The following is a 26,584-nucleotide window of genomic DNA, read 5'->3' on the forward strand; positions in this document are numbered from 1 at the left end:
CATGAAAAATATTTTTGCTTTTCTTATTATTCTCATGTCGGTTTCCTGCGTTTCGACAAAATACAATACTGAGAAAAATCAAGGGAATTTTGATCAAGTTCAAGCTGGTGCAAAATATGCTGTTTACGATTTCAATAATAACAAATCAGTCATCGATATCACTTCTATAGAAAATTACCGAATCATTGGAACGCATAATAAGCAAACAATTTCGATCGCTAAAAAAGACATTAAAGAAATTAAGAAAATTAAAACGACAGGTACAATTGTTTTAGTTACAGCTGGTGTCGCGTTGGTAGCGAGTGCCATAGCTCTTATAAACTTTTCAAGATGAATTCATACTACTGCAAAAAACACTGAAGTGAATGCCTAATTCGAAACCACCTTCAACCCAACCACAGAAGCAATTAATGTAAAAACAAAAAACATTCGCCAGAACGTTGCCGGTTCATTGAACACAAAAATCCCCATAAAAACCGCTCCAACTGCTCCAATTCCAGTCCATACGGCGTAAGCAGTTCCGATCGGAATCGCATTTGATCCGACAGAAATTGCTTTGTACAATAAAAACATGCTCAAAAACAGGGAAATCACGAATCCAGCCCACCAGAAATAACTTTCTCTTCCTGTCGTTTCCTGCGCTTTTCCAAGACATGTGGCAAATCCGGTTTCAAATAAACCACCGATAATGAGTAAAATCCAGTTCATTTTTCAAAGATAAATTTTTAAATTAAAATTAAAGTCCACGAAGGTGAATATGAGTTGCAAAAAAAATTAATTAAAAGCCGCAACTTTATCTAAATAAAGTAATGCCCAAGAGAAAATTCTTGCATTCATCGTAAATTAATAAATGATTTTTCATTTCGAAAATTTAATTTTGCAAAATGATTTCTCTGCAACCCATTCAAACCTTAAAAATTCCCGAATTTCGAAATTTAATGACAGGAAGATTTTTTCTGATTTTAAGTTTTAGAATGTTAGCAACTTTGATGGGATGGTGGATCTACCAACTCACCAAAGATCCTTTTGCCATTGGTTTGATCGGTTTATCTGAAGTAATTCCCGCAGTTTCTACCGCGCTCTATGCAGGCCACGTTATCGACAATTCCGAGAAGAAAAGACTTTTGTTAATTTGCAACTACGCCTACGTTTTCCTCATCAGTTTATTGGCGATTCCCGCATTTTTCGGACATCGATTATTACATTTCAGCAATGTAGAAATTTCCTATTTTATTTACGCAGTCATCTTTTTCACGGGATTTTGCCGCGCTTTTATCGGACCCATTATTCCTTCGATGATTCCAAAAATTGTTTCGAAAGAAGAGCTTCAGAACGCGATAACGCTCAATCAGGCAACATTTCTTACCGCCTCCGTTTTCGGCCATGCTTTAGGAGGATTTTTAATTCATTGGATTGATGTTTCCGGAACCATTTTGGTCGTAGTTGGCTTAATGATTTTCTCTTCCATTTTCTTTTGGCTCCTCAACCAACATCCCTCCGAAAACAGTGATAAAACCATTGGCGTCGTAAAAAGTATGCGGGAAGGTATTGCCTTCATTTATAAAACAAAAGAAATTTTAGGCGCGCTCAGTCTCGATATGTTTGCCGTACTTTTCGGCGGCGCAGTCGCTATGATCCCCGTTTTTGCAACCGATATTTTAAAAGTGGGCGCAGAAGGTTTTGGACTGCTCAATGCAGCTTCAGACATCGGCTCTATGTGTATTATTTTGACCCTGGCTTTTTTCCCCTTAACCAAAAATCAAGGTAAAATATTATTGATCGCCGTTGCGGGATTCGGATTATGCATCATCGGTTTTGGATTGTCAAAACTCTACTGGCTTTCCTTTATGCTCCTCGTTTTCAGTGGCATGCTCGACGGGATTTCCGTTGTTATCCGGGGAACAATTGTACAGTTAAAAACGCCCAATTATATTCGGGGCCGTGTTCTGAGCGTGAATTCAATTTTCATCATGTCGAGCAATGAAATGGGACAATTTGAAAGCGGCGTCGCAGCAAAACTTCTTGGCGTCGTTCGGTCCGTCGTTTTCGGCGGTACCATGACGGTTTTAATTGCACTTTTGGTCGCGAAGAAAGTCCCTAAACTTCGCAAAATGAATTATTAATTTTTAACGAGCACCAATAGTCTCGCTTCTCAATGAAGCTGATCCGGCTCTACGTTCCAATCTTTTTTGCCAAAGCTTTACCCATCGCCAAAAAAAGGATTTCCACTGCGATCCGGGCTAGAATAAAAACAACAGCTTCTGCCAACTTACCAACATCAAACCGAATTGACTGCTAGTGATTTAAGTCACAATTCAGATTCAATGTTGATTAAATAATTTGAATAAAAACTTTAAAAAACTATCTTTGTCTCATGACACAAAAGGAAACTTTATCTTCACTCATTCATGGTAATTTCGCGAAAGAACTTTCTATTTCCGACGGCAAAATGCCGCCAAATGCAATAGAATTCGAGAAATTGGTGATCGGGACTTTTTTGATCGATAAAAAAGGACTCGATTATTCTATCGATTTACTAACGGCTGAGGTGTTTTACGATCCCCGTCATCAGGAAATATTTACGGCAATTTTAAAATTATACGAAGGAAATCATCCTGTCGATTTAATGACCGTGATTCAGCAACTCAAAAAAACTGAAAAACTCAGTTTTGCAGGTGGTGATCATTATATTATTGACTTAACAATGGGAGTTTCTTCAAGTGCTCACATCGAATATCATGTTCGTGTCATCCTGGAAAAATTTATCCTCCGAAGTTTAATTAATGTATCTGCAAACGTCATCGACAGTTCTTACAAAGAATCCACCGACGTTTTTGAATTGCTGGACAAAGCCGAACAATCTTTCTTTGAGATCACCAACGGAACCATTAAAAAAGGGTTCGATACCGCAAATACTTTGGTAAAACAAGCCATCGAAACGATCAAAGCTTTAAAAGACAAAGAAGGAATCTCCGGAATCCCCTCTGGATTTAAAGACATCGACAAAGAAACCGGTGGTTGGCAAAATTCAGATTTAATTATTATTGCAGCCCGTCCCGCCATGGGAAAAACGGCGTTCCTGCTTTCTATGGCCAGAAATATTGCCGTAGAACATAAAATCCCTTTAGCTTTATTCTCTCTGGAAATGGCATCAGTTCAGTTGATCACCAGAATGATCGCGTCGGAAACCGGCATTTCTTCAGAGAAATTGCGAAAAGGACAAATGAGCGATGAAGAATGGCAGCGATTATTTTCAAATGTTTCTGCTTTGGAAAACGCTCCTTTATATATTGATGAAACTCCGTCGCTTTCTGTATTCGATTTCCGTGCAAAGTGCCGAAGATTGGTCATGCAGCACGGCGTGAAGATCATCATGGTAGATTACCTTCAATTAATGACCGCAAACTCCGGAAAAGGAGGTGTTGGAAATCGGGAGCAGGAAATTGCAATGATCTCCAGATCTCTAAAAGCGATTGCAAAAGAACTGAATGTTCCTGTAGTTGCACTTTCACAGCTTTCCAGAAGTGTAGAAACACGCCCTGGAAAAAGACCAATGCTTTCTGACCTTCGGGAATCTGGAGCTATTGAACAGGATGCCGATATTGTTTCCTTTATTTTCCGCCCGGAATATTATAAGATCGCGACCTGGGATAATGACGAAGATGGTGGCGAAACTTCTACTGAAAATCAGGCAGAACTTATTATCGCAAAACACAGAAATGGTGCAACAGCTGATGTGAGAATGTCTTTCTACAAAAATATTGCAAAATTTGCCGACCTCGATCTATTTGGAAATCAATATGGAACCGGCGGTTATCAACCTTCTAATTTCGGACAACTTGATGCTCCAAGCGGTTTTGAAAAAATAAAAACGACCATCGATCCTGGTGCTGCTTTCGATTTACCGAGCAAGCAAAATCTTTCCGGTTCTTCGATGAATGATGCAGATGATGATGACGATTTTCAATTTTAGGAATGAGCCTTAAAATAGAAATTTTTACCGACGGTGCCTGCAGCGGAAATCCGGGACCAGGTGGTTACGGGATCGTCATGAAAGTTCCCGAAAAAAATTACGAAAAAAGATATTCCCAGGGATTTCGCCTCACCACCAACAACCGCATGGAATTATTGGCGGTAATTACGGCTTTAGAAAAAATAAAATCTACGGAAAACGATATTCATATTTATACCGACAGCAAATACGTTGTAGATGCTATTCAAAAAAAATGGTTGCAATCCTGGGTGAAAATTGGATTTAAAAATAAAAAAAATCCTGATCTCTGGAAGAGAATGATCCCTTTGCTCAAAGATTATAAAACGACTTTTCACTGGATCAAAGGTCACGCCGGACATTTAGAAAATGAGATCTGTGATCAACTTGCGGTAAAAGCTGCGCAAACAGAACCATTGCAAATTGATGAGTTTTTTGAAAACCAACAGAACGGTGGACTTTTCTAAGGGGTCATTTGCTTCGCAGTGAATAGTGAATTGCTTCCGATAAATTAGCGTTGCTGTAAGTGTCATCTTTTTAAATTCATTTGAAAAAATTGAATATTCCCCTTTAGAAATTCACTATTGACCAAATTGACTCGAAGAAATTCACAATTCAGTCATTCACGCGAAGAAACGCCATCATAGAAATTCTCTACCAAATCTTCACCCCCATTTATTTATCTTTGTTTTATGAATTACCTAGAATCTCTGCGCAACCGCTATTCTGTGAAAAAATTTGATAAAAATAAAGTTGTTTCCAGTGAATTGATCACTAATATTTTAGAAGCTGCAAAACTTTCCGCAAGTTCGTTGGGACTTCAACCATACGAGATCATTATTGCAGAAAGTCCTGAAATGAAGGAGAAATTAATACCCGCTTTTTATAATCCTTCTCAAATTTCTACGTGTTCCCATCTGATCATTATCACTTCTAAAAACAACATCAGTCCGGATTATATTGGCGAATACTTCACGCAGATCTCTACTACGAGAGAAATTCCTTTAGAAACCCTCGATCCATTTCGGGAAAGCATCAGCAAGCACATCCAAAAATTAAGTAGTGATGAAGTCATGACCTGGGCCGATAAACAAAGCTACATCGTTCTGGGAAATCTTATGTTTGCTGCAGCTTTAGAAAATGTAGACACTTGTCCGATGGAAGGATTTAAGCAGGAAATTATTGATGAAATTTTGGGACTGGATTCGCAGATCGAAAAAGTCGCCGTGACTTTAGCACTCGGTTATCGCTCGGAAGAAGATGAGTTTCAGAATTTTAAAAAAGTACGGAAACCCAATGATAAATTGTTTAAATTTATTTAAAATATTTGGTTAAATTTGATAAGTTAAATTATTTATAATGAACGCAATAAGACAAATTGTGGAGGTTAAAGACCACAAAATAAATATAGAACTCCCCGAAAACTTCAATGCTGATAAAGTTGAAGTTATTATTTTTCCTGTAGATGAGGAGGAATTGTACTACGTCTCAGAAGAAGAAAAGAATTTGATGCGGGAACGACTGAAAAATATAAATGAAGAAGATTTTGAAAGTTGGGATTCAATCAGACAAAATTATTTGTAATAATGTTTAAAATACTTATTTCCCAAAATGCGAAATCAGATTTAAGCGAAATAAGTTACTTTAGAGCAACTAAAATTAAATCCTTTTTTTCAAATCCGATATGACCAATTCCGAATGCGGCAGGTAAAAAAATTTCCAGTTATTATTCATTTTATTATCGATACGGAAAAAAATACATTAAAAATTTTCGGGATTCGACATGCAAAACAAAATCCTGAAAATTATCCAAAAATTTAATCTCCAACAAACTACATGATAAAAGCAGACGTACTCGTTATCGGATCCGGAATCTCCGGACTTTCTTATGCGATAAAAATTTCCGAAAGAATGCCCGAAGCGAAAATCATTATCGTCACCAAAGCCGATGAAGATGAAAGCAACACCAAATATGCTCAAGGCGGATTAGCCGTTGTAACAGACTTCGATAAAGACGGTTTCCAGAAACATATCGACGATACCATGAGAGCCGGCGACGGTGAAAATAATCTGGAAGTCGTTAAAATGGTCATCGAAGAAGGTCCCGAAAGATTTAAGGAACTCGTGGAATGGGGAACCAATTTCGATCAGAAAGATGGTCATCTCATGCTTGGAAGAGAAGGTGGTCACACCGAAAACCGAATTGTTCACCACAAAGATATTACTGGAAAGGAGATAGAGCGCGCTTTACTGGCAACCATCAATAAATCTCCGAATATCGAAATGATGGCGCATCATTACGTCATCGATTTGATCACGCAACATCATGTTCCGGATAAAATTTTCGATCTTGATAAAATCGACTGTTATGGTGCTTATATTTTGGATGAAAAAACGAAAAGCATCAAAAAAATTACAGCGAAAATAACTTTAGTTGCAACAGGAGGAGCTGGGCATGTTTATAAAAATACCACCAATCCAATTATTGCAACCGGCGACGGAATCGCTTTCGTACACAGAGCGCGGGGAAAAATTTCGAACATGCAGTATTATCAGTTTCACCCGACTGCTCTATATTCTAAATTAGACGGAATGCTGTTTTTGATTTCCGAAGCAGTTCGCGGTGATGGTGCCAAACTAAGAACGAAAGACGGTAAGAAATTCATGCACAAATATGATGAGCGCGAAGAATTAGCTTCAAGAGATATTGTCGCAAGAGCTATTGACAGCGAATTGAAGATTTCCGGCGACGAATATGTAGGACTTGATTGTCGCGAAATGGATCACGAAAAATTCGTCGAACACTTTCCAAATATTTATCAAAAATGCCTGGATGAAGGAATTGATCCCTTCAAACAACTCATTCCTGTAGTTCCGGCCTGTCATTATTTAATGGGCGGAATCGACATTGACCGAGACGGGCAAAGTTCCATCAAAAACTTATTCGCCGTTGGAGAATGTACCAATTCCGGATTGCACGGCGCCAATCGACTGGCTTCCAACTCTTTATTGGAAGGAATGGTTTTCGGACATAATGCAGCTTTGAAAACCGTCGAACTTTTAGAGATCAATGATTTCAATTTTGATGATTTGAAAGCGATTCCTGAGTGGAACGAAGAAGGCATGAAAATGATGGATGAAATGGTCATGGTGTCTTATCTTCGACGACAGTTGCAGGAAATGATGAGCGATCTGGTGAGTATTGTTAGAAGCAATGACCGATTGACACTGGCAAAGAAAAAGCAGCAGGAAATTTTCGAAGCGGTAAACGAACTGTACAGTTATTCTATTCTTTCGCCGAAACTTTCTGAACTCAGAAATTTGACCAATATTTCTTACCTCATCATCAAACATTCCTTATTAATGAGGGAAAATAAAGGTGCATTTTTTAATAAAGATCTCGTATCATGAAAATATCTCCAATTATCAGCGCAGAAGAATTAGCCAGTTTAGACCGGGAAAATGTGGTCATCGTTGACGCCGGAAGCGGTGGATCTGCTTATGAAAAATACCTCGAAGAACATATTGACGGAGCGCTTTATGTCGATTTGAATAATGATTTGGCGGCCATTTCTAAAAATTCAAAAGACGGCGGAAGACATCCTTTACCAAGCTTAGAAAAATTTGCAGAAGTTTTACAACATTTAGGAATTGGCAAAAACACGCATGTCATTGTTTACGATAATAAAAACGCATCCATCGCTGCATCGCGGTTTTGGTGGATGTTGCGGTCTGTAGGAATAGAGAACGTACAGGTTTTAAATGGCGGAATTCAAATGGCAAAAGAAAAAGGATTGCTTTTAAATTCGAATAAAGTCGCACCTAAAACAGCAGATAAAATTTCTACACAGGACTGGAAACTACCACGAGTCGATCTTAATTTTGTTGAACAACATTCTGAAGATCCAGAATTTTTGGTAATTGATGTTCGGGAAAAAGACCGATACGATGGAAGAACTGAACCTATCGACGAAATTGCGGGACATATTCCGGGCGCTGTTAATGTTCCTTTTAAAGAAAATCTCAACGATGACGGAACTTTTAAAAGTCCAGAAATCCTGCACGAAAAATATGCGAAGTTGTTAAATAACATTCCATCTGAAAATACAGCAATTCACTGTGGTTCAGGCGTTACTGCTTGTCACACTTTATTAGCATTGGATTATGCAGGATTTGAAATCCCAAATCTTTATGTCGGATCATGGAGTGAATGGTCGAGCAGTGACAAAAAAGTCGCAACAAATATTTAATTAAATTTCGATCTTCAATATTAAAAATTCCTGAAGATCTCTTAAAAGATAAAAAATGAAAAAACCCGAATACGTTACAAAAGAAGCACTCAAAACATTTATTACTAATGCTTTAGAGGAAGATATTCACGATGGTGATCACTCTACTTTGGCAACGATTCCAAAAGATTTACAGCAAAAAGCTAAACTTTTAGTTAAAGAAGACTGTATTCTAGCTGGCGTTGAACTGGCAGAAATTATTTTTAAACAGTTCGATAAAAATCTGGTAGTAGAACGTTTGTTAAAAGATGGCGACGCGGCAAAAGTAGGCGATATTGCTTTTTTCGTTACGGGAAGTGCGCGATCGATTCTTTCCACGGAACGGTTTGTTTTAAATTGCATGCAGCGAATGAGCGGAATCGCGACGATGACCCATGACTGGGATTCCAGGTTATTGGGAACTAGAACTAAACTTTTAGATACTCGAAAAACCACTCCAAATTTTAGAATTTGCGAAAAATGGGCAGTTGTCATTGGTGGCGGAACCAATCACCGATACGGATTATATGATATGATCATGTTGAAGGATAACCACATCGATTACAACGGAAGCATCACGAACGCCGTAAAAATGGCAAAAGATTACGTAAAAAAAACTAAAAAGAAACTAAAAATTGAAGTAGAAACCCGGGATCTCGCTGAAGTTGCAGAAGCTATAAAATCTGGTGCGGATCGAATTATGCTCGATAATATGGATACTCAAACCATGAAAAAAGCAGTTCATCTCATCAATGGCAAATGCGAAAGTGAAGCTTCGGGCGGAATTACGAGAGATCAGTTAAAAGATATTGCCAATACAGGCGTAGATTTTATTTCAGCAGGCGCCTTAACGCACTCTGCAGCCAACATTGACCTAAGTTTGAAGGCGGTGAATGATTTGCAGTAAAAACATCTAAATACGGTTAATTTTATATATAACACATTTAACATAAATTTATTCAGTGCATAAAAAATCGTCTAATAGACTTTTAATCAACTGATTGATTTAATTTTTAACAAAACTTTAAAATTTAACAATTTATTAATAAATGTTCCGAATTTTTTGAATATTTTTGCACCAATTAATTAGAATAAAACCTAAGTTTAAAATTTATGAAAAGTAATTTGTTAAAAAAGTCGATGTTAACTGTGGTTATCACACTTTCTACAGCAAGTGTCTATTACGCACAGTCGGTAAAAGATACCTTGAGCAGAGAAGCTGATATCGAGCAAGTTGTACTTACGGGTGTTGCTGATATTGCAAAGGACCGCAAAACTCCGGTAGCTGTTTCTACTATTAAAGAAGCACAGATCGTAGAGAAATTGGGTAACCAGGAGTTCCCAGAGATTCTAAACACCACTCCATCAGTTTATGCAACGAAAGGAGGTGGAGGTTTCGGAGATTCAAAATTGAATATTCGAGGTTTTGATCAAAAAAATATCGCCGTAATGGTAAATGGTGTTCCTGTAAATGACATGGAGACCGGAGCAGTTTACTGGTCTAACTGGGCTGGTTTATCTGATGTAACTTCTGCAATGCAGGTTCAGAGAGGATTGGGTTCTTCTAAATTAGCAATTGCTTCTGTTGGAGGTACCGTAAATATTTTAACAAGAGCAGCAGACAAAAAAGAAGGTGGAATCGTTTCAGCAGCATTGGGAAACAATGGTTATTTGAAAACGCTTGCCGCTTACAACAGTGGTAAAATGGCAAATGGTCTTTCTACTTCATTTTTATTAAGCAGAACTGCAGGTTCTACTTATGCAGACGGAACTAAATTTGAAGGCTACAACTATTACTGGGCTTTAGGATACAAAAAAGGTAATCATGACTTTCAGTTTACCATTACCGGTGCACCGCAAACTCACAACCAAAGATTTTCTTACGTAACACTTCAAAATTATATCAAATACGGATCTGACGGTGAACCAAACATCAGATACAATCCAGATTGGGGTACTTTGAAAGGAGAAGAATATTCTATGAGAGTCAATTATTACCACAAACCGGTTCTATCTTTGAACTGGGACTGGAATATTTCTCCAAGCTCTAAATTAAACACAGTTGCTTATGCTTCTTTTGGTAGAGGTGCAGGAACTGCTTCAGTTGGAAAATCTAACGGAAAAGATCTTTCAGCATTTACTACGCCTGAAGGAACTTTAAATATTGACGGTATTGTTGCAAGCAATGCTGCATCAACTCCAGACAAAGGGATCTTAATTAGAAATGCTTCTATCAACTCTCACAACTGGTACGGTGTGATCACCAGCTTTAATCATAAAATAAATGACCAAATTAACTTCACAGTTGGTTTTGACGGAAGATACTACTACGGATATCATTATCAAATCGCAACAGATCTTTTAGGAGGTTCTGCATACAGAGATCAAGGTAATAAAAACCTTTTTGTTCCAAATGCACAAAATGTTTTGGTACCTGGTTATAACTACGTATCAAATGTTTTCGCACCTAAACCAGACTGGAATCCTTTCGGAGGAAAAATTAATAATATCAGCGACCGAATTGGTTACAACAACGATGGTGAAGCTCTTTGGTATGGTGGTTTCGGACAATTAGAATATTCTAATGACAAACTATCTGCCTTTGTACAAGGTGCAGTTTCTCAACAGGGTTTCCAAAGAATTGATAATTTCCTTATTGATGGAGTATCTACACTTAATGGTAATAATTATGTAGGATATAATAATCCAGCTTCAGGATCTACTCCTCTTACAGCTCCTTATGCTGCAACAGCAGCGAATCCTGCTCTTAATACCAAAACAGGTTTCAAAAATATTTTAGGATATAATGTTAAAGCCGGTTTGAATTATAACATCGATGAACATCACAATGTTTTCGGAAATATTGGTTATTATTCTAAGCAGCCTTTCTTAAACGCAGTTTACCCAAACAACAAAAATTACCTGAACCCAAATCTTACCAATGAGAAAATATTTGGTGTAGAATTAGGATATGGTTTCCGTTCTGCAGTCTTTAATGGTAACATTAATGTGTACAGAACTTCTTGGGCAGATCGATTGTTAAGAAAATCTAACGGTAATATTACTTTGCCAGACACTTCTGTTTATTTAAATACTTATGCGAACATCAGTGGAATTACAGAAATTCACCAAGGTGTAGAATTTGACGGAAACGCCAGATTAACAAAATATTTATCTTTGACAGCAATGGCATCGATCGGAGACTGGTACTATAAAGGACAGGCAACCGGAGATGTATTCGACGAAACAAACGTAGCTGTTCCAGGACAATCTGCTCAAACTTTATATTTAGATAAAGTAAAAGTTGGTAGTTCAGCACAAAGTACTTACGCAGCTGGTTTCATTTTAGAGCCGGTAAAAGATCTTAAACTTGATGCATCTTACAGATATGTTGACCGTTTATATGCAAATTTAAATGTTACCAGTTTTAATACTACAGCTGCACAGGATGCAGGAGCATTAAAATTACCTTCATTCGGATTGTTTGATCTTGGAGCTTCTTACAAATATTACATCAACGCAAAACAATCTTTCACAATCAGAGGGAATGTTTACAACTTATTTGATAAAGTATATATTTCAGAATCAAACACCAATATCTTTTCAGGTTTGTCCAAAGATCAATATGCAGCTCTTAACCCAGCGTTTACAGGAACTACTTTAACAACTAATTATAATAATTACGTTGCAGCAGGAACTTACAACGGAGTTAGCCAGCAAAATCAAGCTTATTTCGGATTCGGAAGAACTTGGTCAGCGAGTTTAGCTTTCAACTTCTAATCACTTAGATTTTATAATATCTAAATCCCGGCTTTTCGCCGGGATTTTTTTTATCTTTGCCGTTAACATTAAAAAAAATAAAATGGATTTTTACAACATTTTTCTTCAGGCACACAAAGGATTTGGTTACTTGGTTTTATTACTCGTAGCAGTATTCTTAATTTCTTTACTCGTTTGTATGTTTGGGTACTCCGGAAAAATTTCTAAATTATTGAAAAAGTCTACTTTAATTACCATGATCATGTTTCATATTCAGGCGTTGGTAGGAATTGTTTTGTTATTTATCTTTTCCCCAGGCTTTAAACAAGCTTTAGACAGTGGAACATTGATGAGCGATTCTGCAACCAGACACACCTTCGTAGAGCATCCTTTTTCAATGGTTGTTGGAGCAGTTTTAATGACCATCATCAATAAAAAATTGAAAACAAACGACAAACTCAATTTCGGGATCGTAATTATGGGAGTTGTTGCAGTTATATTATTCGCGTACGCTTTCCCGTGGATGAGAGTTTTCGGATCGTAATTAAACAGTCATTCTAATTTTTATCTTAAATAAATGAAAGTAGCACTTATTGGCGCAACCGGAATGGTGGGTCAAGTAATGTTAAAAGTTTTAGAGGAAAGAAATTTTCCCCTTACCGAATTAATTCCTGTAGCCTCCGAGAAATCGGTTGGTAAGGTTATTATTTTTAAAGGAAAGGAATACAAAGTCGTATCCATGCAAACCGCGATTGATATGAAACCCGAGATCGCTCTTTTTTCTGCAGGTGGAACAACTTCTCTGGAATTTGCACCAAAATTTGCCGCCGCAGGAACAACGGTGATCGACAATTCTTCCGCATGGAGAATGGAAGCTGATAAAAAATTGATCGTTCCTGAAATCAACGCTAAAGAACTTACCAAAGAAGATAAGATCATCGCAAATCCAAACTGTTCGACGATTCAGCTGGTAATGGTTTTGCATCCTTTAAATCTGAAATACAACTTGAAACGCGTAATTGTTTCCACGTATCAATCTGTTACCGGAACAGGGAAAAATGCAGTAGATCAGCTCAATGCTGAGATCGAAGGCACTAATGATGTCGCAAAAGTTTATCCTTATGAAATTTTCAAAAATGCTTTGCCGCAATGTGATGTTTTTTCAGATGATGATTATACGAAGGAAGAAATTAAATTAATGACCGAACCGAAGAAAATTTTGGGCGATCACACCTTTAACATTACCGCTACAGCAGTTCGTGTTCCAGTTCAAGGTGGTCATTCCGAAAGCGTAAATATCGAATTTGAAAATGATTTTGATTTGGATGAGGTTCGAAATATTCTTTCAAATACGCCGGGAGTTACCGTTTTAGATGATGTAAAAAATAACATTTATCCGATGCCACTTTATGCAGAAGGGAAAGATGAGGTCTTTGTCGGTAGAATCCGGAAAGATTTCTCCCAACCCAAAACGCTGAATATGTGGATTGTCGCAGATAATCTCCGAAAAGGTGCCGCAACAAATGCGGTGCAGATCGCAGAATATCTGCTCGAAAACAAATTAGTCTAAAAAAAATGCTCACCAGAAAGTGAGCATTTTTAATTAGAAGACTGAAACAATTTTAATTAATACCCTATAACTGTAATGACAGAAAACAGCAATTCCCCCAATAATAATTTTGCCTTTCAAAGATGGGTCGCCATCATCGGGATTGTACTTTTTATCGGAAAACTTATCGCTTGGCATTTGACCAATTCTGATGCGGTTTTTTCTGACGCCATGGAAAGTATCGTGAATATCATCGCTGCTTTTATGGGATTATATTCGCTTTATCTCGCTGCAAAACCCAAAGATCGCGAACATCCTTACGGACATGGAAAAGTAGAATTTGTGACTTCAGGAATCGAAGGAGCGCTTATTATTTTCGCCGGAGTTATTATTATCGTACAGTCTGTCGATTCTTTATTACACGGAAATACTCCTAAACAATTAGACTGGGGAATCCTCATCGTTGCCGTTACCGCCGTAATTAATTATTTGCTGGGTTACATTTCTACTAAAAAAGGGATCAAAGAAAATTCCCTTGTTTTACAAAGTTCGGGGAAACATCTGCAGAGCGATACTTTAACTACACTTGGCGTAGTCGTGAGTTTGATCCTGGTTTATTTCACTAAACTCTACTGGATCGATGCAGTCGTCGCCTTACTTTTCGGTGCATATATTATGTTTGTGGGGTATAAAATTATTCGTAAATCGTTGAGCGGAATTATGGATGAAGCAGATCTTGGAATGCTTTCCCGCCTCGCTGCTTTTCTCAATGAAAACCGAAAACCGGAATGGATCGACCTTCACAATATGCGAATTCAACAGCACGGAAGCGGACTTCACATCGATGCTCATTTAACAATTCCATGGTATTTTCAATTGCGGAAAGCGCACGAAGAAATGGAAGAAATGTACCGTTTGATCGGAGAAAATACAGACCGAACGATCGAATTTAATTTTCACTTAGATGATTGCAAACCGGCTTCCTGCGAAATCTGTCAAATTTTTGATTGTCCGGTTCGGGAAAGACCTTTTGTGAAAAAAATCGAGTGGAATTACAAGAATATTTCTCAGGTGAGCAAACATGATGTCAATAATTAAAGGCGGTTAATTATCATCTTTTTTCGATAATAAAACAGCGGAATGATCAGTAAGAGGATCAAAGGTTGAATAACAAATCTTCTCATATAAAAAGAAAACAGATATCCGATCTCAAATTTGGTGTGAATGCAGTACAAATAGATCGGCAACGTGATCGCGAAAACAATAAGCATTAAAATGATCGCCTGAATGGTCCACTCTTTATTTTTGAAAATAAAATAAACAACCACTGCAGAAAAGAAGAGATTCAGCAAAAACCGAAATGCATAACTAAGAATGAGCTTCGTCCATTCAAAATCCGGAAAAGCTGCGTGTTTATTAGCTTCATGAAAATAGTAGAGAAAAGGATCGTAAAAAATCTGATCTTCCAGCATGCGAATGCTGATGAGACCGAAAACTCCCAGAATTACAAAAAGCCAGCTAAATATTTTCATTTTTTGTTTCCTTTAAAGCAAAAAATTTAACCCAGATGAGCCAGAGAAGCACAACACTTCCATAAATAATCGCGGGAAAAAAATAATCATGACCAATCTTCGAATATTTCGGCAATTCTAAAATGATGATATTGAGTCCGGCAATTCGAAGAATATTCATAATGTGGAGGAACAGCAATCCGAAAATTACAAAGAGAAAAGTTTTTGCTCCCTTATAGAAAGCAAAGATAAAGGACAGGAACAAAATCATGATCGAAATTGCGTTGCAACCTTCTACCATTCGAGACGTATATTTTCCACTGACAAAAAACCATGTCGTTTCATCTTGCGGTTTTCCCGGTATCATTTGCGAAGGATAACCCAGAAATTGCTGCACAAAAGTTGTTTGTCTCATGACCCAGGTTGAAAAAGGATCTAAACCTGCATTTTTGAATTCATTAAGGTAAAACTGATACGCCAAAACCATTACCACATATAAAATGATAAATCGCAGCAGAATTTTCAGAACAGGCTTGAAATCAGTGAACATTCCTGCAAATATAATGATTTATAAAATTGTAATTTCCCTATATTTGTAAAAGTATGACCAGGGAAAAGGCACAAGTTTTTTTTGAAGAATTTATCGGCGAGAAAGCGTCCGATTTTTTTAGTTTAGCACAAAGCGGCTCTGCAAGGATAAATTTTGTAGGCAAAAGTTCGGACAGAAAATACATCATCACGTTTAATGATAATTTAGCCGAAAACGAAAGTTTCTATTATTTTTCCCGGGTTTTTTCTGAACTTCAATTAAACACTCCAAAAATTTACAAGATCTCTGAAGATTGGAAAATTTATATTCAGGAATTTTTGGGCGAGAAAACATTATCAGAAGTTATCGAAGCGGAAGGATTTTCCGAAAGAACGAAATCTTTAGTTAAAGAAACGCTTCAAAAACTTTTTAACCTTCAAACGAAAACCACCGAAGCAGTTGATTATTCAAAAACCTTTGAATACGAAAGCTACAACGAACTTCCAGTTTTAAATGATTTATTTTATTTCAAAAGTTTCATCGCCGATGTTTTAGAAATCCCTTATCATAAAGCGAGTTTGCTTCTTGAATTTAAAAAATTAATTTCCCTAATTGAAAACCTGGAGCCAAAAGGAATCATGATCCGTGATTTTCAGGCGCGAAATATTATGGTCGGTGAAAATGACAAAGTTTATTTTATCGATTATCAGTCTGCGATGAAAGGACCCTTGATTTACGATGTTGTTTCATTTTTATTTCAGGCAAAAGCAAATTTTCCTCATGATTTTAAAGAGGAAATGCTTAATTATTATTTCTCATTGTGGAAGGAAGGGGAAAAAGTTGGGCAGTTGAAAAATTCTTTAAAACCGATTCAGCTGATCCGATTTCTGCAGGTTTTGGGAGCATATGGTTTCCGTGGATTGATTCAGAGGAAAAAACATTTTATTTCGAGCATCGATCAGGGAATAGAAAACCTTTTTACCTTTTCTGAAAACTGGGAGGAAATGAATGAATATCCTGAATTGAAGAAAATTATTTTGCAATTGAAAACGGATGAGGTGAAGAATAAAATTAATAACATTATTTTAAAACATGAGCAATAAATTAAAAATATGAGCAATAAATTAAAGATAGAAATACACAGTTTTTCCTATAAAAAAGGCGGAATCCCTAAAGATTATAGCGGAAATGGTGGCGGTTTTGCCTTCGATTGTCGTGGAATCTTAAATCCTGGAAGAGTTGAAGAATACAAACAGCAAACCGGTTGTGATATCGGCGTTCAAAATTATCTGGAAACCGTAACCGAAATGCCTAATTTTTTAGAACTTGTAAAAAATTTGGTTTCCATCAATATTGATAATTATCTGTCCAGAGGATTTGAACATCTTCAAATTAATTTTGGATGTACTGGCGGACAACATCGCTCGGTTTATTGCGCTGAAAAAATTGCTGCATTCGTTAAAGAAAAATATCCGCAAACTGAAGTTATGCTTCAGCACGACGAACAGCCACAACTTAATCAGCATGTTTAAAAATCCTTTTTCTTTTGAAGGTAGAATTCGACGAACAGAATTCGGGATTTCGTACCTAATTTACATTGGTATTTCAACGATTTTTTCTTTGGTTCGAGAGAAAATGAAGCAACAAGGCGATGAGAATTTATTGTTGTTGATTATTACTTTAATATCTTATATTCCTTTGATATGGTTTTCTTTAGCGCAAGCTGCAAAAAGATGTCATGATCGCGGAAATTCTGGTTGGTATCAATTAATTCCGTTTTATGTGTTATGGTTAATTTTTGCTGACGGGGAAGTTGGCCCAAATGAATATGGTCCAAATCCTAAAGGAATCGGAAATTTTGATGAAATAAACGAAATAGGATTAAAAGAAACTTTTTAATATGAAGGCACTCATCTTCGCAGCCGGAAAAGGCACCCGCTTAAAACCTTTTACTGATCATCATCCAAAAGCACTTGCGGTGGTGAATGAAGTTCCTTTGCTGGAAAGAAACATCAAATATATTCAGAGTTTTGGCATCAATGAATTCGTAATTAATGTTTATCATTTTGGAGAACAGATTACCGATTTTTTGAAGAAGAATGATAATTTCGGTGCGAAAATTGAGATCTCAGACGAAAAAGAAGAGTTACTCGAAACTGGCGGTGGTTTAGTTTTTGCAAGAAAATTTCTGGATTTTAAAGAAGATTTTCTGATCATGAATGCAGATATATTAACAGATTTAGATTTGAATGGTTTTGTTAAATTTCATCAGGAAAAGAAAGATTTCGCTACATTAGCAGTATCAGACCGCGTTAGTTCTCGTAAACTTCTTTTCAATGAGAATATGATCTTACGAGGTTGGCTCAATGTACAAACAGGCGAACAGCGATTGGCAGAATTCAACAAAGGATTTAAACCTTTAGCTTTTAGCGGAATACACTGCATTAATCCCCGAATTTTTAATAAGATAAAAAGAAAAGGCAAATTTTCCATCATGGAAGAGTATCTGGATTTAATGCACACTGAAGAAATTCATGGCTATGAACATCAAGCCCATTTAATCGATGTTGGAAGACCGGAATCTATTCTGGCAGCAGAAAAAATTTTTAAATAAACGAATGAGTAAAATAAAAAGAGGGAAAGGAACTTCGATAGAATTGACCGGACCCGCATTTGAGATCGATCAAAAAGTACAAAGTTCTTTCAAGGAAAAAACCTGGGACGAAACCATCACCAAAGACAGCTGGATGGTTTTTAAAATAATGGCGGAATTTGTAGATGGCTACGAAAAATTGGCGAAAATTGGTCCCTGCGTTTCTATATTTGGATCTGCACGGCTAAAACCAGGCAGCGAACATTATAACATGGCGGTAGATATCGCAGAAAAAATTACAGAAATCGGTTTCGGTGTCATCACAGGAGGTGGTCCCGGAATCATGGAAGCCGGAAACAAAGGTGCTCATCAAGGTGGCGGAAAATCGATCGGATTGAATATAGAGTTGCCTTTTGAACAGCATTTTAATCCTTTTATTGATAAAGGTTACAGCATGGATTTTGACTACTTTTTCGTAAGAAAAGTAATGTTCATTAAATATTCTCAAGGTTTCATCGTAATGCCGGGAGGATTTGGGACTTTGGATGAATTGATGGAAGCAATTACTTTAATTCAAACCGATAAGATCGGCAGATTTCCTATCGTTCTGGTTGGGTCAAAATACTGGGGCGGTCTCATCGACTGGTTTAAGAATACCCTTTTAGTAAACGGTATGATCTCTGAAGAGGATTTGAATCTTTATCGTGTTGTTGATACCGCGGAAGAAGCAGTTGCTCATATCAAGGCTTTCTACGACAAATATACAGTGAACGTTAATTTCTAATGGCACTATATTTGAGCCAATCATATTACAAAAGAATAAGATGAAAAAGTTTTTACAGATTACAGGAATATTGGCTTTGATGATATTGATGAGTTTTGAAGGTGCAGACTTTTACTCCTCAATGACAAAAGTGGATTATGTGGAAGGAAGCAAGACCTTAAAATTCACGACAAAAATGAATAAGGAACACATTTCTGACGCCATTAAAATAAATTCAAGCACCGCAGGTTTTGAAGCAGAGGTAAAAAAATATGTGAATAATAATTTCGATCTGTACGTGAACGGAAGTCCAAAAGCACTTACGTTCACAGGCAGTCAAATTAATGGCGAATCAGTTTGGGTATATTTTGAAGCGAACGGTATTGCTGACATCAGTACTTTAAAAATTAAAAATACGATCATGTTGAGTACCTTCCCGAAACAGTTTAACCTTGTTAATATCGCTTACAAAGGAAATCAGAAAACAATGAATTTTCAGCGAGGAAAAGAAGTGAATGAGGTTAGTTTTTAAAAGATAAACCATAAATACAAAATCCGTTCTGTCATATGCGACAGGACGGATTTTATTTTTGAGAAGAAAGTGAAGCTTGCTTTCAAAAACTAGCCATAGATTTCCCAACAATAATGAATTCATGATATTAGTTCGGATTGAACCAATTCTCATCAATACAGATGCATTAAAATGCTTTCTCAACATTACAAAAGGTGATTATAACAAGCAAAACGTAAGACACGAAAAAGCCGCCTCAAAAAATGAGGCGGCTTTTTTATAGATATAGGAAACTATCTTTATTTAGCTCCTTTAACTGCAAAGTTATCAACTTCCCAAGTTGTAGAGAAGCCTGGAACTGAAGTATATTTAAACGCCAGTACAATATTTTTGTTGGCATAATCTTTTAAGCTTACGCGCCCTGAACTTGCAAAACCAAAGTTGTTGATGTCTGTATCAAACGAAGCGTTAAGCTTAGTCCAGGTTGTAGTCGCAACATTACCTGTATAATTTTCGGTAACGTAAAGTTCTAATGGATTACCTGAATATCTTGCGTCGCTTTCAAAAGACACAAAAGCGTTCGTATATCCAGCTAAAGAAATTTTATTCTTCGTGATCAACCAGTCTTCATTTGCCTGGCGGAAACCGTCCATAAACGCACATGGTCTTGGATTACCAAAAGCAGCGGTGTTCCAAACCTGCGCACCTGTAACGCTCACTGCAGTCCAGTTTGCTAAGGTGTTAGAGTCGAAACCATCTTCAAAGATAGGCGTGAAAAGCTGAGGAACTGTTCCGTCACAACGAGCATTACCAAAATTAGCATTGATCTGTTTTGGAATCAGTAGTTGGTATTTTCCGCTCACATAAGTTACGATCGCGTAAATATCACCTTTTCCTCCGTCGCTTTCAGAACGTGCAAAAGTAGCCGATGTATAGGTTTTCAAAATTATTTTGTTACCACTACAATCTTCTAAAGTCAAATCTGCCGGTGCATAAGATTTGTACAAATCAGCAGCAATAACCTCAACATCTCTGATTTTGACCCAACGACCAACATCAGACGCTGTCAGTGAAGTAATTGTTCTTTCTGTAGGTACTGGTGCCGAAATATTAGCATTACTATCGTAGAAAGTATTATATACATTAGCTTCCGGTATTAATCCATTGTTAATTATACCAATCTGAAGTTCACCATTTACATTGCTTACCGCAAGACCTTTTAATTTAACGTAAACAACTTTACCAACTCTAAATCGAGCATCCTGATAAAGAGCTGCCTTATTAACATTGATACGAATTCCGCCAGTTTCATCTTCACCATAAATAGCTCTGGTAAGATTATTTGCTTCATCGTTTGCAGTTACTTTAACTTTCAATAAGAAATCACCAGTAATCTGGGTTGAAGATCCGGAAATAAGCTGTTTAACTTCTGCTACTGTTTTAGCAGTTAATCCCGTTTGATCTAATATACAAGGATTGCTTGCAATACCATCTTTTCTAGGAAACTTTTTCATTTCTGCTAAATCGGTAACCTTATTAATATACAGTTGGAAGGTGCTTGTAAATTTACTGAAAATACCAACAAACGCTCCGTTTCCAGCAGGTACAACCTGATTTGCGAATGAAGCAAAACCACTGTTTCTTACGATCGCAGTTCCTGTGTAGTTGTTAGAAACCGTATTCCAGCCTTCACCAATTTGTCTGTCCACTGTAAATCCGTCTGGAGCGAAGTTTGCACAAAGTGCATTTTTCGTAAATTCAACATCATTCACCTGGATCAATGCTCCTAATAAATTATTATTCGCAGAAAACTCAGAGATCTTCAATACTTTAGGAATAATGTTCTCTCTGATTTTACATGATCTGAACATCGCAGCAGGAAGCAATTTTTCTGGAATTCTTGAAACTGCATCTACCTGACCCGTTGCATCTGATTTGGAATCTCTAATTCCCAATTGCACTAAACTACCATAAGATCCTAAAGAAAGACCTGCTAATTTAATATAGATCTTACTTCCCTGTGGAAATTTAGTGTAAGTACTTACCGCATCAACACTGATCGTAAAACCTTGTGTAGGATTCACCGGTAAATCCTGAATGTAGATCGTTTTATAGATGTTCCCTGTTTCATCAGTAGATGATACATAACCTTCCATAATGTCAGTTGAAGTCGCCGGGAAATCATATCTCACACTTCCGTGCAAAGCTTTCACCTGCGCAATTGTTAATGTTGCTACAAGATCCTGACATTGATAACCGTCTAAATTCGGTGCATCATATTTATCATCGTGAACACAACCTGTAAGAAACAGCGCCGTGAAAGCGATAAATAAAACCTTAAAAAATGAATTATATTTTTTCATTTGGATATATTATTATTAATTAAAACCTTAAATAAACGTTTGCGAAGAAAGTAGTTCCTCTGTCATACCATAATTTTGGTCCGAACAAAGGTTTGTCTCTTTGTGCATCAGCAAAAGCTTCCGGGAAGTTAACTGATCTGCCTTGCTCAAATCCTCCTGTTACGTAATTTCTGTTGTTCAAAATGTTGTTTACACTTAAACTAAGACCCATTCTGTATTTTCCGAACATGAAAGATTTACCAGCATTTGCATTCAACATAAATTGATCGTCAAATTTTTTCTGATCCGTGATCAATGCTAAATTTTCTGGTGTTACACCAGGATAAAGATGTCCTGTCGGATCTGTATATAAGGTTGAAGTCTTGTTCAATGCAGAGAAATTCAAATAATTATCCTGCAAATAATTTGCGGTTGCACCAATCCACCAATATTTTGGGGAGTTGTATCTCAATCCTACTGAATATGCTTTCTGTGGAGTTCCGGCAACTTTGTAATCTTTAATATTCGCAGTACCGAAATCTCTGATCGGATTACCGAAATTTTTCACAGTCGTATCATCTGCAGTAAGAACTCTTGGATTATTGGTAATTCTGTAATCACCGTAGCTTCCAACAGCTGTTGCGCTCAATGTTGGTGTAATTTTTACTTCTGCACCTAATTCTAAACCTTTGTAAGTTTTATTAACTCCACTAAGAATTTCAGCAACTAATGCATTTCCCTGATCTACAACAGAAGATGAAATATCTGCGTAATAGCGGGAGATTTGTGTCGCATTATTAACGGTCGTGTAATAACCACTCAATCTTATTTTTAAAGTTTGTCCTCTTAAGATATAACTCAAGTCATTAGAATTGATGATCTGGTTTTCAACATTTGGCGTGATCATATTGCTTACACGCGGATTAATGAAGATTTCATTAAGCGTTGGTGCCAAACTGAAGAAAGCTCCGTTATAAACAATAAAGTTTTTACCGTTTATTTTATAAGTTACTTTCCCTTTGATCCCTGCATCAAATGAGTTATAAATATCACTTTTACCTTTACTTCCCGGATAATAGTGGTGTCTGAATTTACCATCTCTCTGCGAATCTGCGAACGACGTAAATACCGATCCTACAATATTCCATTTTGGTAAATCTATTTCTGTAGAAGCATTGAAACTATATTGATTTCTCAATAAATCGTAAGAATACTGCGTTCTGTCTCCAACCTTGATCTTTGCATTCGGGTTATCTAAATCGTAAGGCTGATCGTTTCCGAAAGCATTAAGATTTGATCCGTACAAACCTCCTAAAAGATCTTTCAATTCTCTAAAATTATCTGATTTTAAATTCTGATAATTAAAGTTAAGATTCAACTTCCAGTTAGGTGCTAATTTGGTATCGAAATGAGATACAAAATTGATGGTTTTATCTTTGTTTACGTCTTCAACAATGGTATAAACAGCTGCCTGTTCTTTACCGGTCATATCATAACGGTTGATGTAATTCGCGTTATAAAGATTGTTCCAGTTAATTTGGCTAACATTCTCGTCATTTTGCCAGGCGCTTGTATTTGCATCGATATCAGCTTGTGAAGCTCCAACAGATATTAAGTAACTTGGTAAATTTCTATAATAAGTTGGGTTCGGATCTGCGGCGTGGAACCAATCCAAACGGCTTCTTCCGTCTCTACCAAACTGGTATGAAAGGGTATTGTTCCAGTTACTGCTTTTACCAATTTTTAAATAATCAGTGATCATGAATACCGGTTCAAAAACTTTTCGGATACGGGAATTTCTTTTTTCCCCATCTTGCCATCCCCAATAAGAGTTGTAATCTTTACCCATTAAGTCATAAACCTCCTGCGTGTTTGGTGAATTGCTCGCTCTGTACGTTGGCGAACCAAAAGCGGTAATATTAATAGCGTGTCTGCTGCTGAATTGTTTTTCGATCGCACCGAAGTATCCGTAAGCATCCTGATAAGTTCCTTTGATAACTCCTTCATCTGCCCATCTTCTACTTGCAGAAAATGTGAATGCCCATCCTTTTTTAGATAAACCGCTGGAATACGTTGCCATTGCACGGTGAAAATAACTTCTGTTCGTAAATGAATATGCCAAAGAAGTTTGCTTTCTGTAGCTAGAAGCTCTTGTATTGTAATAAACTACTCCACCTAAATTTCCGAATGCATATTCAGAAGGTGTAATATTATCTACATACTCGTAAGGATATCTTGTAACATCATTTAAACCACCCCAATTGCTGAAATCAACTTTTCCATCATCTCCTTTAGACATTGAAACGCCGTTGAATAATACATCTTCATATCTGTTTTCAACACCTCTTGCACGGAACCAGTACGCTCCCAGTTCAAATGCCGAAATATTTTGGAAAGTATCTCTACCTGAACTTAAAAGTCCTACTGTTGGCTGCATCGAAGAACCACCTTCAGAACTGTCATTAGCAGAATCGTCAATGACCATCACTCCTGCGTTTGGATTTGCAGCAACCCCTAAACTGATAACGCCCAGATCTTTTCTCTTATCATCGGCAGTTACATCAAATTCGATCAATTTTGCTTCAAAACTTTGTCTCGAAACGGTGATTTGATAGTGACCGGGTTTTAAATCAACAAACTGGAAATAACCAATTTTGTCGGCTTTTACTTGATCTGCAGATTGTCCCAAGTCAATCGCTGCATTCTCAATAGGTTTTCCCTCCTGATCTTTTACATATGCGTAAACCGTAGTTTGTGCAAAATAAAATGATGCAGGAAGCAAAGTAAACAATGAGATTAAGGATAATTTTTTAATCATAACAAATTATTTATTTCCCTTTTTAGATATCAATTTATTAAGGGGTCACAAATTTAAACTTAATTTTTGTTAAGTTAAACATATTTAACACTTTATTCTCATAAATACACGTTAACAATTATTAATTTTATTTATTCATATCGAATTCATGATTAACATCATATTTAGGATTTTATTAAAGTCTTTACATTAAAAAATATTCACTAGTTTTACCTCCTCAATTTTTATATCATAATTTTGAAAATGAAAAAACTTTATATTTTAGCTTTCGTTTTTAGTTTCGGATTTATTTTTTCGCAACAAAAACAGGTTCAGAGAGCCGCAATTGGTTTCCTAAATGTTGAAAATCTCTGGGATACAGTTCCGTCTGCAGATTATATTGACGGCACCAAAGATGTTCACAATCCCGCATTCCACAGAAGTGTACCGCTCGATTCTTTAAAATATTTAGAAACAACCGAAGATTACAAAGGCGAATGGAGTGATTCACTGCTTATCGGTAAAAAAGTGATCCGCAACCAAATTCTTGCTGATGATTTCACTGAGAACAGCGCAAAAAACTGGACCAAAGCAAAATACAATCAAAAACTGGCCAACGAAGCGAGAGTTATTTCAGAGCTTGGCCGACAATACACCAATGACAATCCTGTTATCGTAGGTTTGATCGAAGTGGAGAACAGACAGGTTATTCAGGACCTTATCGCGCAACCGGCCCTGGCAAAAGCGAATTACGGAATCGTACATTACAATTCTTATGATGCGAGAGGAATTGATATCGCAATAATCTACCAAAAAAGCAGATTCAAAGTAACTGATTCTTATGTGACCGACATTAAGGTATATAACGATGAAGGGAAAAGATCTTACACCAGAGGAGTTTTGGTAATAAGAGGAATTTTAGATGGTGAAAAAGTAGGGGTCTTTATGAATCACTGGCCATCGAGAAGTGGTGGAGAAGCAAAATCTCTCCCAAGACGTGCTGCCGCTGCAAAAGTATTGAAAACGGAAATGGATAAAGCCAGAGCCGAAGATCCAGACAGAAAATTATTTGCAATGGGTGATTTCAATGACGATCCGGTAAGTCCAAGTGTGAGAAAACTTTTGGGAGCCGTGGGTGATCCTGCTCAATTATCAGAAACAAGTCCTTATTACAATTTAATGTACAAACCTTTCAAAGCAGGAGTAGCTTCACTAGCTTATCGTGATGCACCGAATCTTTTTGATCAAATCATCGTTTCTAAAAACCTGTATTCAACCGAGAAATTAACTCCAACGTACAGTGTTTTTAAAGCGGAAATTTTTGCACCTTCTTATTTGGTCAATGACTCCGGACAATGGAAAGGGTATCCTTTGAGATCTTGGGACGGTGATAGATTTACAGGTGGTTTTAGTGATCACTTTCCAGCAGTATGTATCATCCAGAGAGAATTTAAGTCTACTAAATAGACGAGTCAAATAATAACAGTAAGACCGGAGTTGATTCAGCTCCGGTCTTTTTTATTTTATATCTTTAACTTAAAATTACGCAATGAAAAAAATAATTTATTTAATAATGATCTCGCTCTTCGTCATGAGTTGTGCTCCTCAAAATAAAATAGCGGACACGAAAGAAAATCACGAGATCAAACCAACCAAAAACGACGACGGAGAATGGGAACTGGATGTTCTGGATACGCAGTATGACTATTTTCTGACCGCAATTGCGAAACCGATGAGTATGTATTCTGAAAATTATCTGAAAAGCCGAAACACCTTTCTGGTCACCGAATGGAATTCCTACTATTTTTCCGGAAGATATAGAAATGTGATTGAGTCCTCAATCGATTACAATTCCAATGAAAATTATGGGATCAAATTTGAGTACAGATTGTACCAGGTTTTCGCTTATGTTCAGTGGAAATATGGTTTAAAAATGAATGGTTTGAGTCAGGCAGACATTCGGTAATCTTT

The 26,584-nt window shown here is 36.9% G+C and carries 27 protein-coding genes; 22 read left to right on the forward strand and 5 right to left on the reverse strand.

Translation table 11 applies throughout. The features are described from left to right. The first annotated feature begins 1 nt into the window (after position 1). The gene (locus IV494_RS11235) at positions 2 to 334 is read left to right on the forward strand and encodes a hypothetical protein (protein ID WP_196080238.1); all 333 of its coding nucleotides are present in this window, start codon (positions 2 to 4) and stop codon (positions 332 to 334) included. A 35-nt stretch (positions 335 to 369) separates the two neighbouring features. On the opposite strand, the gene IV494_RS11240 is transcribed toward IV494_RS11235, so the two are convergent. Further along, on the reverse strand, positions 370 to 708 hold the full coding sequence (locus IV494_RS11240) for a DMT family transporter (RefSeq protein ID WP_039349674.1): 339 nt from the start codon (positions 706 to 708) through the stop codon (positions 370 to 372). Between the two features lie 176 nt (positions 709 to 884). Between IV494_RS11240 and IV494_RS11245 the strand changes: the two genes are divergently transcribed. From IV494_RS11245 to IV494_RS11300, 12 genes are all read left to right on the forward strand, one after another. Further along, positions 885 to 2,123: an MFS transporter gene (locus IV494_RS11245; RefSeq protein ID WP_196080239.1), complete on the forward strand. Its 1,239-nt coding sequence runs from the start codon at positions 885 to 887 to the stop codon at positions 2,121 to 2,123. Positions 2,124 to 2,374: 251 nt separating this feature from the next. Next, a complete protein-coding gene (dnaB, locus tag IV494_RS11250) occupies positions 2,375 to 3,973 on the forward strand; it encodes a replicative DNA helicase (protein ID WP_039349681.1) in 1,599 nt (532 codons plus the stop codon). 2 nt (positions 3,974 to 3,975) lie between these two features. After that, complete coding sequence (rnhA, locus tag IV494_RS11255; protein WP_196080240.1) at positions 3,976 to 4,458, forward strand: ribonuclease HI; 483 nt, start codon at positions 3,976 to 3,978, stop codon at positions 4,456 to 4,458. Positions 4,459 to 4,683: 225 nt separating this feature from the next. Beyond that, positions 4,684 to 5,313 carry an NAD(P)H-dependent oxidoreductase gene (locus IV494_RS11260; protein WP_196080241.1) on the forward strand — a complete coding sequence of 210 codons (630 nt, stop codon included), beginning with the start codon at positions 4,684 to 4,686 and terminating at the stop codon, positions 5,311 to 5,313. A gap of 37 nt (positions 5,314 to 5,350) precedes the next feature. After that, the gene (locus tag IV494_RS11265; protein ID WP_196080242.1) at positions 5,351 to 5,575 is read left to right on the forward strand and encodes a hypothetical protein; all 225 of its coding nucleotides are present in this window, start codon (positions 5,351 to 5,353) and stop codon (positions 5,573 to 5,575) included. 252 nt (positions 5,576 to 5,827) lie between these two features. Continuing rightward, positions 5,828 to 7,402, forward strand: coding sequence for an L-aspartate oxidase (nadB, locus tag IV494_RS11270; protein WP_196080243.1), 1,575 nt, complete (start codon positions 5,828 to 5,830; stop codon positions 7,400 to 7,402). Further along, complete coding sequence (locus IV494_RS11275; RefSeq protein ID WP_196080244.1) at positions 7,399 to 8,241, forward strand: sulfurtransferase; 843 nt, start codon at positions 7,399 to 7,401, stop codon at positions 8,239 to 8,241. The genes nadB and IV494_RS11275 overlap by 4 nt, the downstream gene beginning before the upstream one ends. Positions 8,242 to 8,296: 55 nt before the next feature. Beyond that, positions 8,297 to 9,166 carry a carboxylating nicotinate-nucleotide diphosphorylase gene (nadC, locus tag IV494_RS11280; protein WP_196080245.1) on the forward strand — a complete coding sequence of 290 codons (870 nt, stop codon included), beginning with the start codon at positions 8,297 to 8,299 and terminating at the stop codon, positions 9,164 to 9,166. Positions 9,167 to 9,372: 206 nt separating this feature from the next. After that, on the forward strand, positions 9,373 to 12,039 hold the full coding sequence (locus tag IV494_RS11285) for a TonB-dependent receptor (RefSeq protein WP_196080246.1): 2,667 nt from the start codon (positions 9,373 to 9,375) through the stop codon (positions 12,037 to 12,039). A gap of 82 nt (positions 12,040 to 12,121) precedes the next feature. Beyond that, positions 12,122 to 12,562 carry a hypothetical protein gene (locus tag IV494_RS11290; RefSeq protein ID WP_196080247.1) on the forward strand — a complete coding sequence of 147 codons (441 nt, stop codon included), beginning with the start codon at positions 12,122 to 12,124 and terminating at the stop codon, positions 12,560 to 12,562. Between the two features lie 33 nt (positions 12,563 to 12,595). Continuing rightward, the gene (locus tag IV494_RS11295) at positions 12,596 to 13,588 is read left to right on the forward strand and encodes an aspartate-semialdehyde dehydrogenase (protein WP_196080248.1); all 993 of its coding nucleotides are present in this window, start codon (positions 12,596 to 12,598) and stop codon (positions 13,586 to 13,588) included. Positions 13,589 to 13,663: 75 nt separating this feature from the next. Continuing rightward, the gene (locus IV494_RS11300) at positions 13,664 to 14,665 is read left to right on the forward strand and encodes a cation diffusion facilitator family transporter (RefSeq protein ID WP_196080249.1); all 1,002 of its coding nucleotides are present in this window, start codon (positions 13,664 to 13,666) and stop codon (positions 14,663 to 14,665) included. Here IV494_RS11300 and IV494_RS11305 read toward each other — a convergent pair. Next, the gene (locus IV494_RS11305) at positions 14,662 to 15,099 is read right to left on the reverse strand and encodes an exosortase F system-associated membrane protein (RefSeq protein WP_196080250.1); all 438 of its coding nucleotides are present in this window, start codon (positions 15,097 to 15,099) and stop codon (positions 14,662 to 14,664) included. The two genes, IV494_RS11300 and IV494_RS11305, sit on opposite strands and share 4 nt — an antisense overlap. After that, a complete protein-coding gene (xrtF, locus tag IV494_RS11310; RefSeq protein ID WP_196080251.1) occupies positions 15,086 to 15,628 on the reverse strand; it encodes an exosortase family protein XrtF in 543 nt (180 codons plus the stop codon). Before xrtF ends, IV494_RS11305 begins: the two co-directional genes overlap by 14 nt. A 53-nt stretch (positions 15,629 to 15,681) precedes the next feature. Between xrtF and IV494_RS11315 the strand changes: the two genes are divergently transcribed. The 7 genes from IV494_RS11315 (at position 15,682) to IV494_RS11345 (ending at position 19,757) form a co-directional block, all read left to right on the forward strand. Beyond that, positions 15,682 to 16,710, forward strand: a complete 1,029-nt coding sequence (locus IV494_RS11315) for an aminoglycoside phosphotransferase family protein (RefSeq protein ID WP_196080252.1) — start codon at positions 15,682 to 15,684, stop codon at positions 16,708 to 16,710. 9 nt (positions 16,711 to 16,719) lie between these two features. After that, positions 16,720 to 17,139, forward strand: a complete 420-nt coding sequence (locus tag IV494_RS11320) for a RapZ C-terminal domain-containing protein (RefSeq protein WP_196080253.1) — start codon at positions 16,720 to 16,722, stop codon at positions 17,137 to 17,139. Next, positions 17,132 to 17,506: a DUF805 domain-containing protein gene (locus IV494_RS11325; protein ID WP_196080254.1), complete on the forward strand. Its 375-nt coding sequence runs from the start codon at positions 17,132 to 17,134 to the stop codon at positions 17,504 to 17,506. The genes IV494_RS11320 and IV494_RS11325 overlap by 8 nt, the downstream gene beginning before the upstream one ends. A gap of 1 nt (position 17,507) precedes the next feature. Further along, positions 17,508 to 18,221, forward strand: a complete 714-nt coding sequence (locus IV494_RS11330) for a nucleotidyltransferase family protein (protein WP_196080255.1) — start codon at positions 17,508 to 17,510, stop codon at positions 18,219 to 18,221. A 4-nt stretch (positions 18,222 to 18,225) separates the two neighbouring features. Further along, positions 18,226 to 18,984, forward strand: coding sequence for an LOG family protein (locus IV494_RS11335; protein WP_196080256.1), 759 nt, complete (start codon positions 18,226 to 18,228; stop codon positions 18,982 to 18,984). Between the two features lie 40 nt (positions 18,985 to 19,024). Continuing rightward, positions 19,025 to 19,495: a DUF6702 family protein gene (locus tag IV494_RS11340; protein WP_196080257.1), complete on the forward strand. Its 471-nt coding sequence runs from the start codon at positions 19,025 to 19,027 to the stop codon at positions 19,493 to 19,495. A 121-nt stretch (positions 19,496 to 19,616) separates the two neighbouring features. Next, positions 19,617 to 19,757, forward strand: coding sequence for a hypothetical protein (locus IV494_RS11345; RefSeq protein ID WP_196080258.1), 141 nt, complete (start codon positions 19,617 to 19,619; stop codon positions 19,755 to 19,757). Positions 19,758 to 19,773: 16 nt separating this feature from the next. On the opposite strand, the gene IV494_RS11350 is transcribed toward IV494_RS11345, so the two are convergent. Both IV494_RS11350 and IV494_RS11355 read right to left on the reverse strand, forming a co-directional pair. Continuing rightward, on the reverse strand, positions 19,774 to 21,837 hold the full coding sequence (locus IV494_RS11350) for a DUF5689 domain-containing protein (RefSeq protein ID WP_196080259.1): 2,064 nt from the start codon (positions 21,835 to 21,837) through the stop codon (positions 19,774 to 19,776). A 19-nt stretch (positions 21,838 to 21,856) separates the two neighbouring features. Next, the gene (locus IV494_RS11355) at positions 21,857 to 24,634 is read right to left on the reverse strand and encodes a carboxypeptidase-like regulatory domain-containing protein (RefSeq protein WP_196080260.1); all 2,778 of its coding nucleotides are present in this window, start codon (positions 24,632 to 24,634) and stop codon (positions 21,857 to 21,859) included. 243 nt (positions 24,635 to 24,877) lie between these two features. On the opposite strand from IV494_RS11355, the gene IV494_RS11360 reads away from it, so the two are divergent. Beyond that, positions 24,878 to 26,080 carry an endonuclease/exonuclease/phosphatase family protein gene (locus IV494_RS11360; protein WP_196080261.1) on the forward strand — a complete coding sequence of 401 codons (1,203 nt, stop codon included), beginning with the start codon at positions 24,878 to 24,880 and terminating at the stop codon, positions 26,078 to 26,080. Positions 26,081 to 26,162: 82 nt separating this feature from the next. Beyond that, a complete protein-coding gene (locus IV494_RS11365) occupies positions 26,163 to 26,579 on the forward strand; it encodes a DUF6146 family protein (RefSeq protein WP_196080262.1) in 417 nt (138 codons plus the stop codon). Positions 26,580 to 26,584: the final 5 nt, after the last annotated feature.

It is taken from the genome of Kaistella gelatinilytica, assembly GCF_015679325.1.
In the GTDB taxonomy this organism is placed as follows: Bacteria; Bacteroidota; Bacteroidia; order Flavobacteriales; family Weeksellaceae; genus Kaistella; species Kaistella gelatinilytica.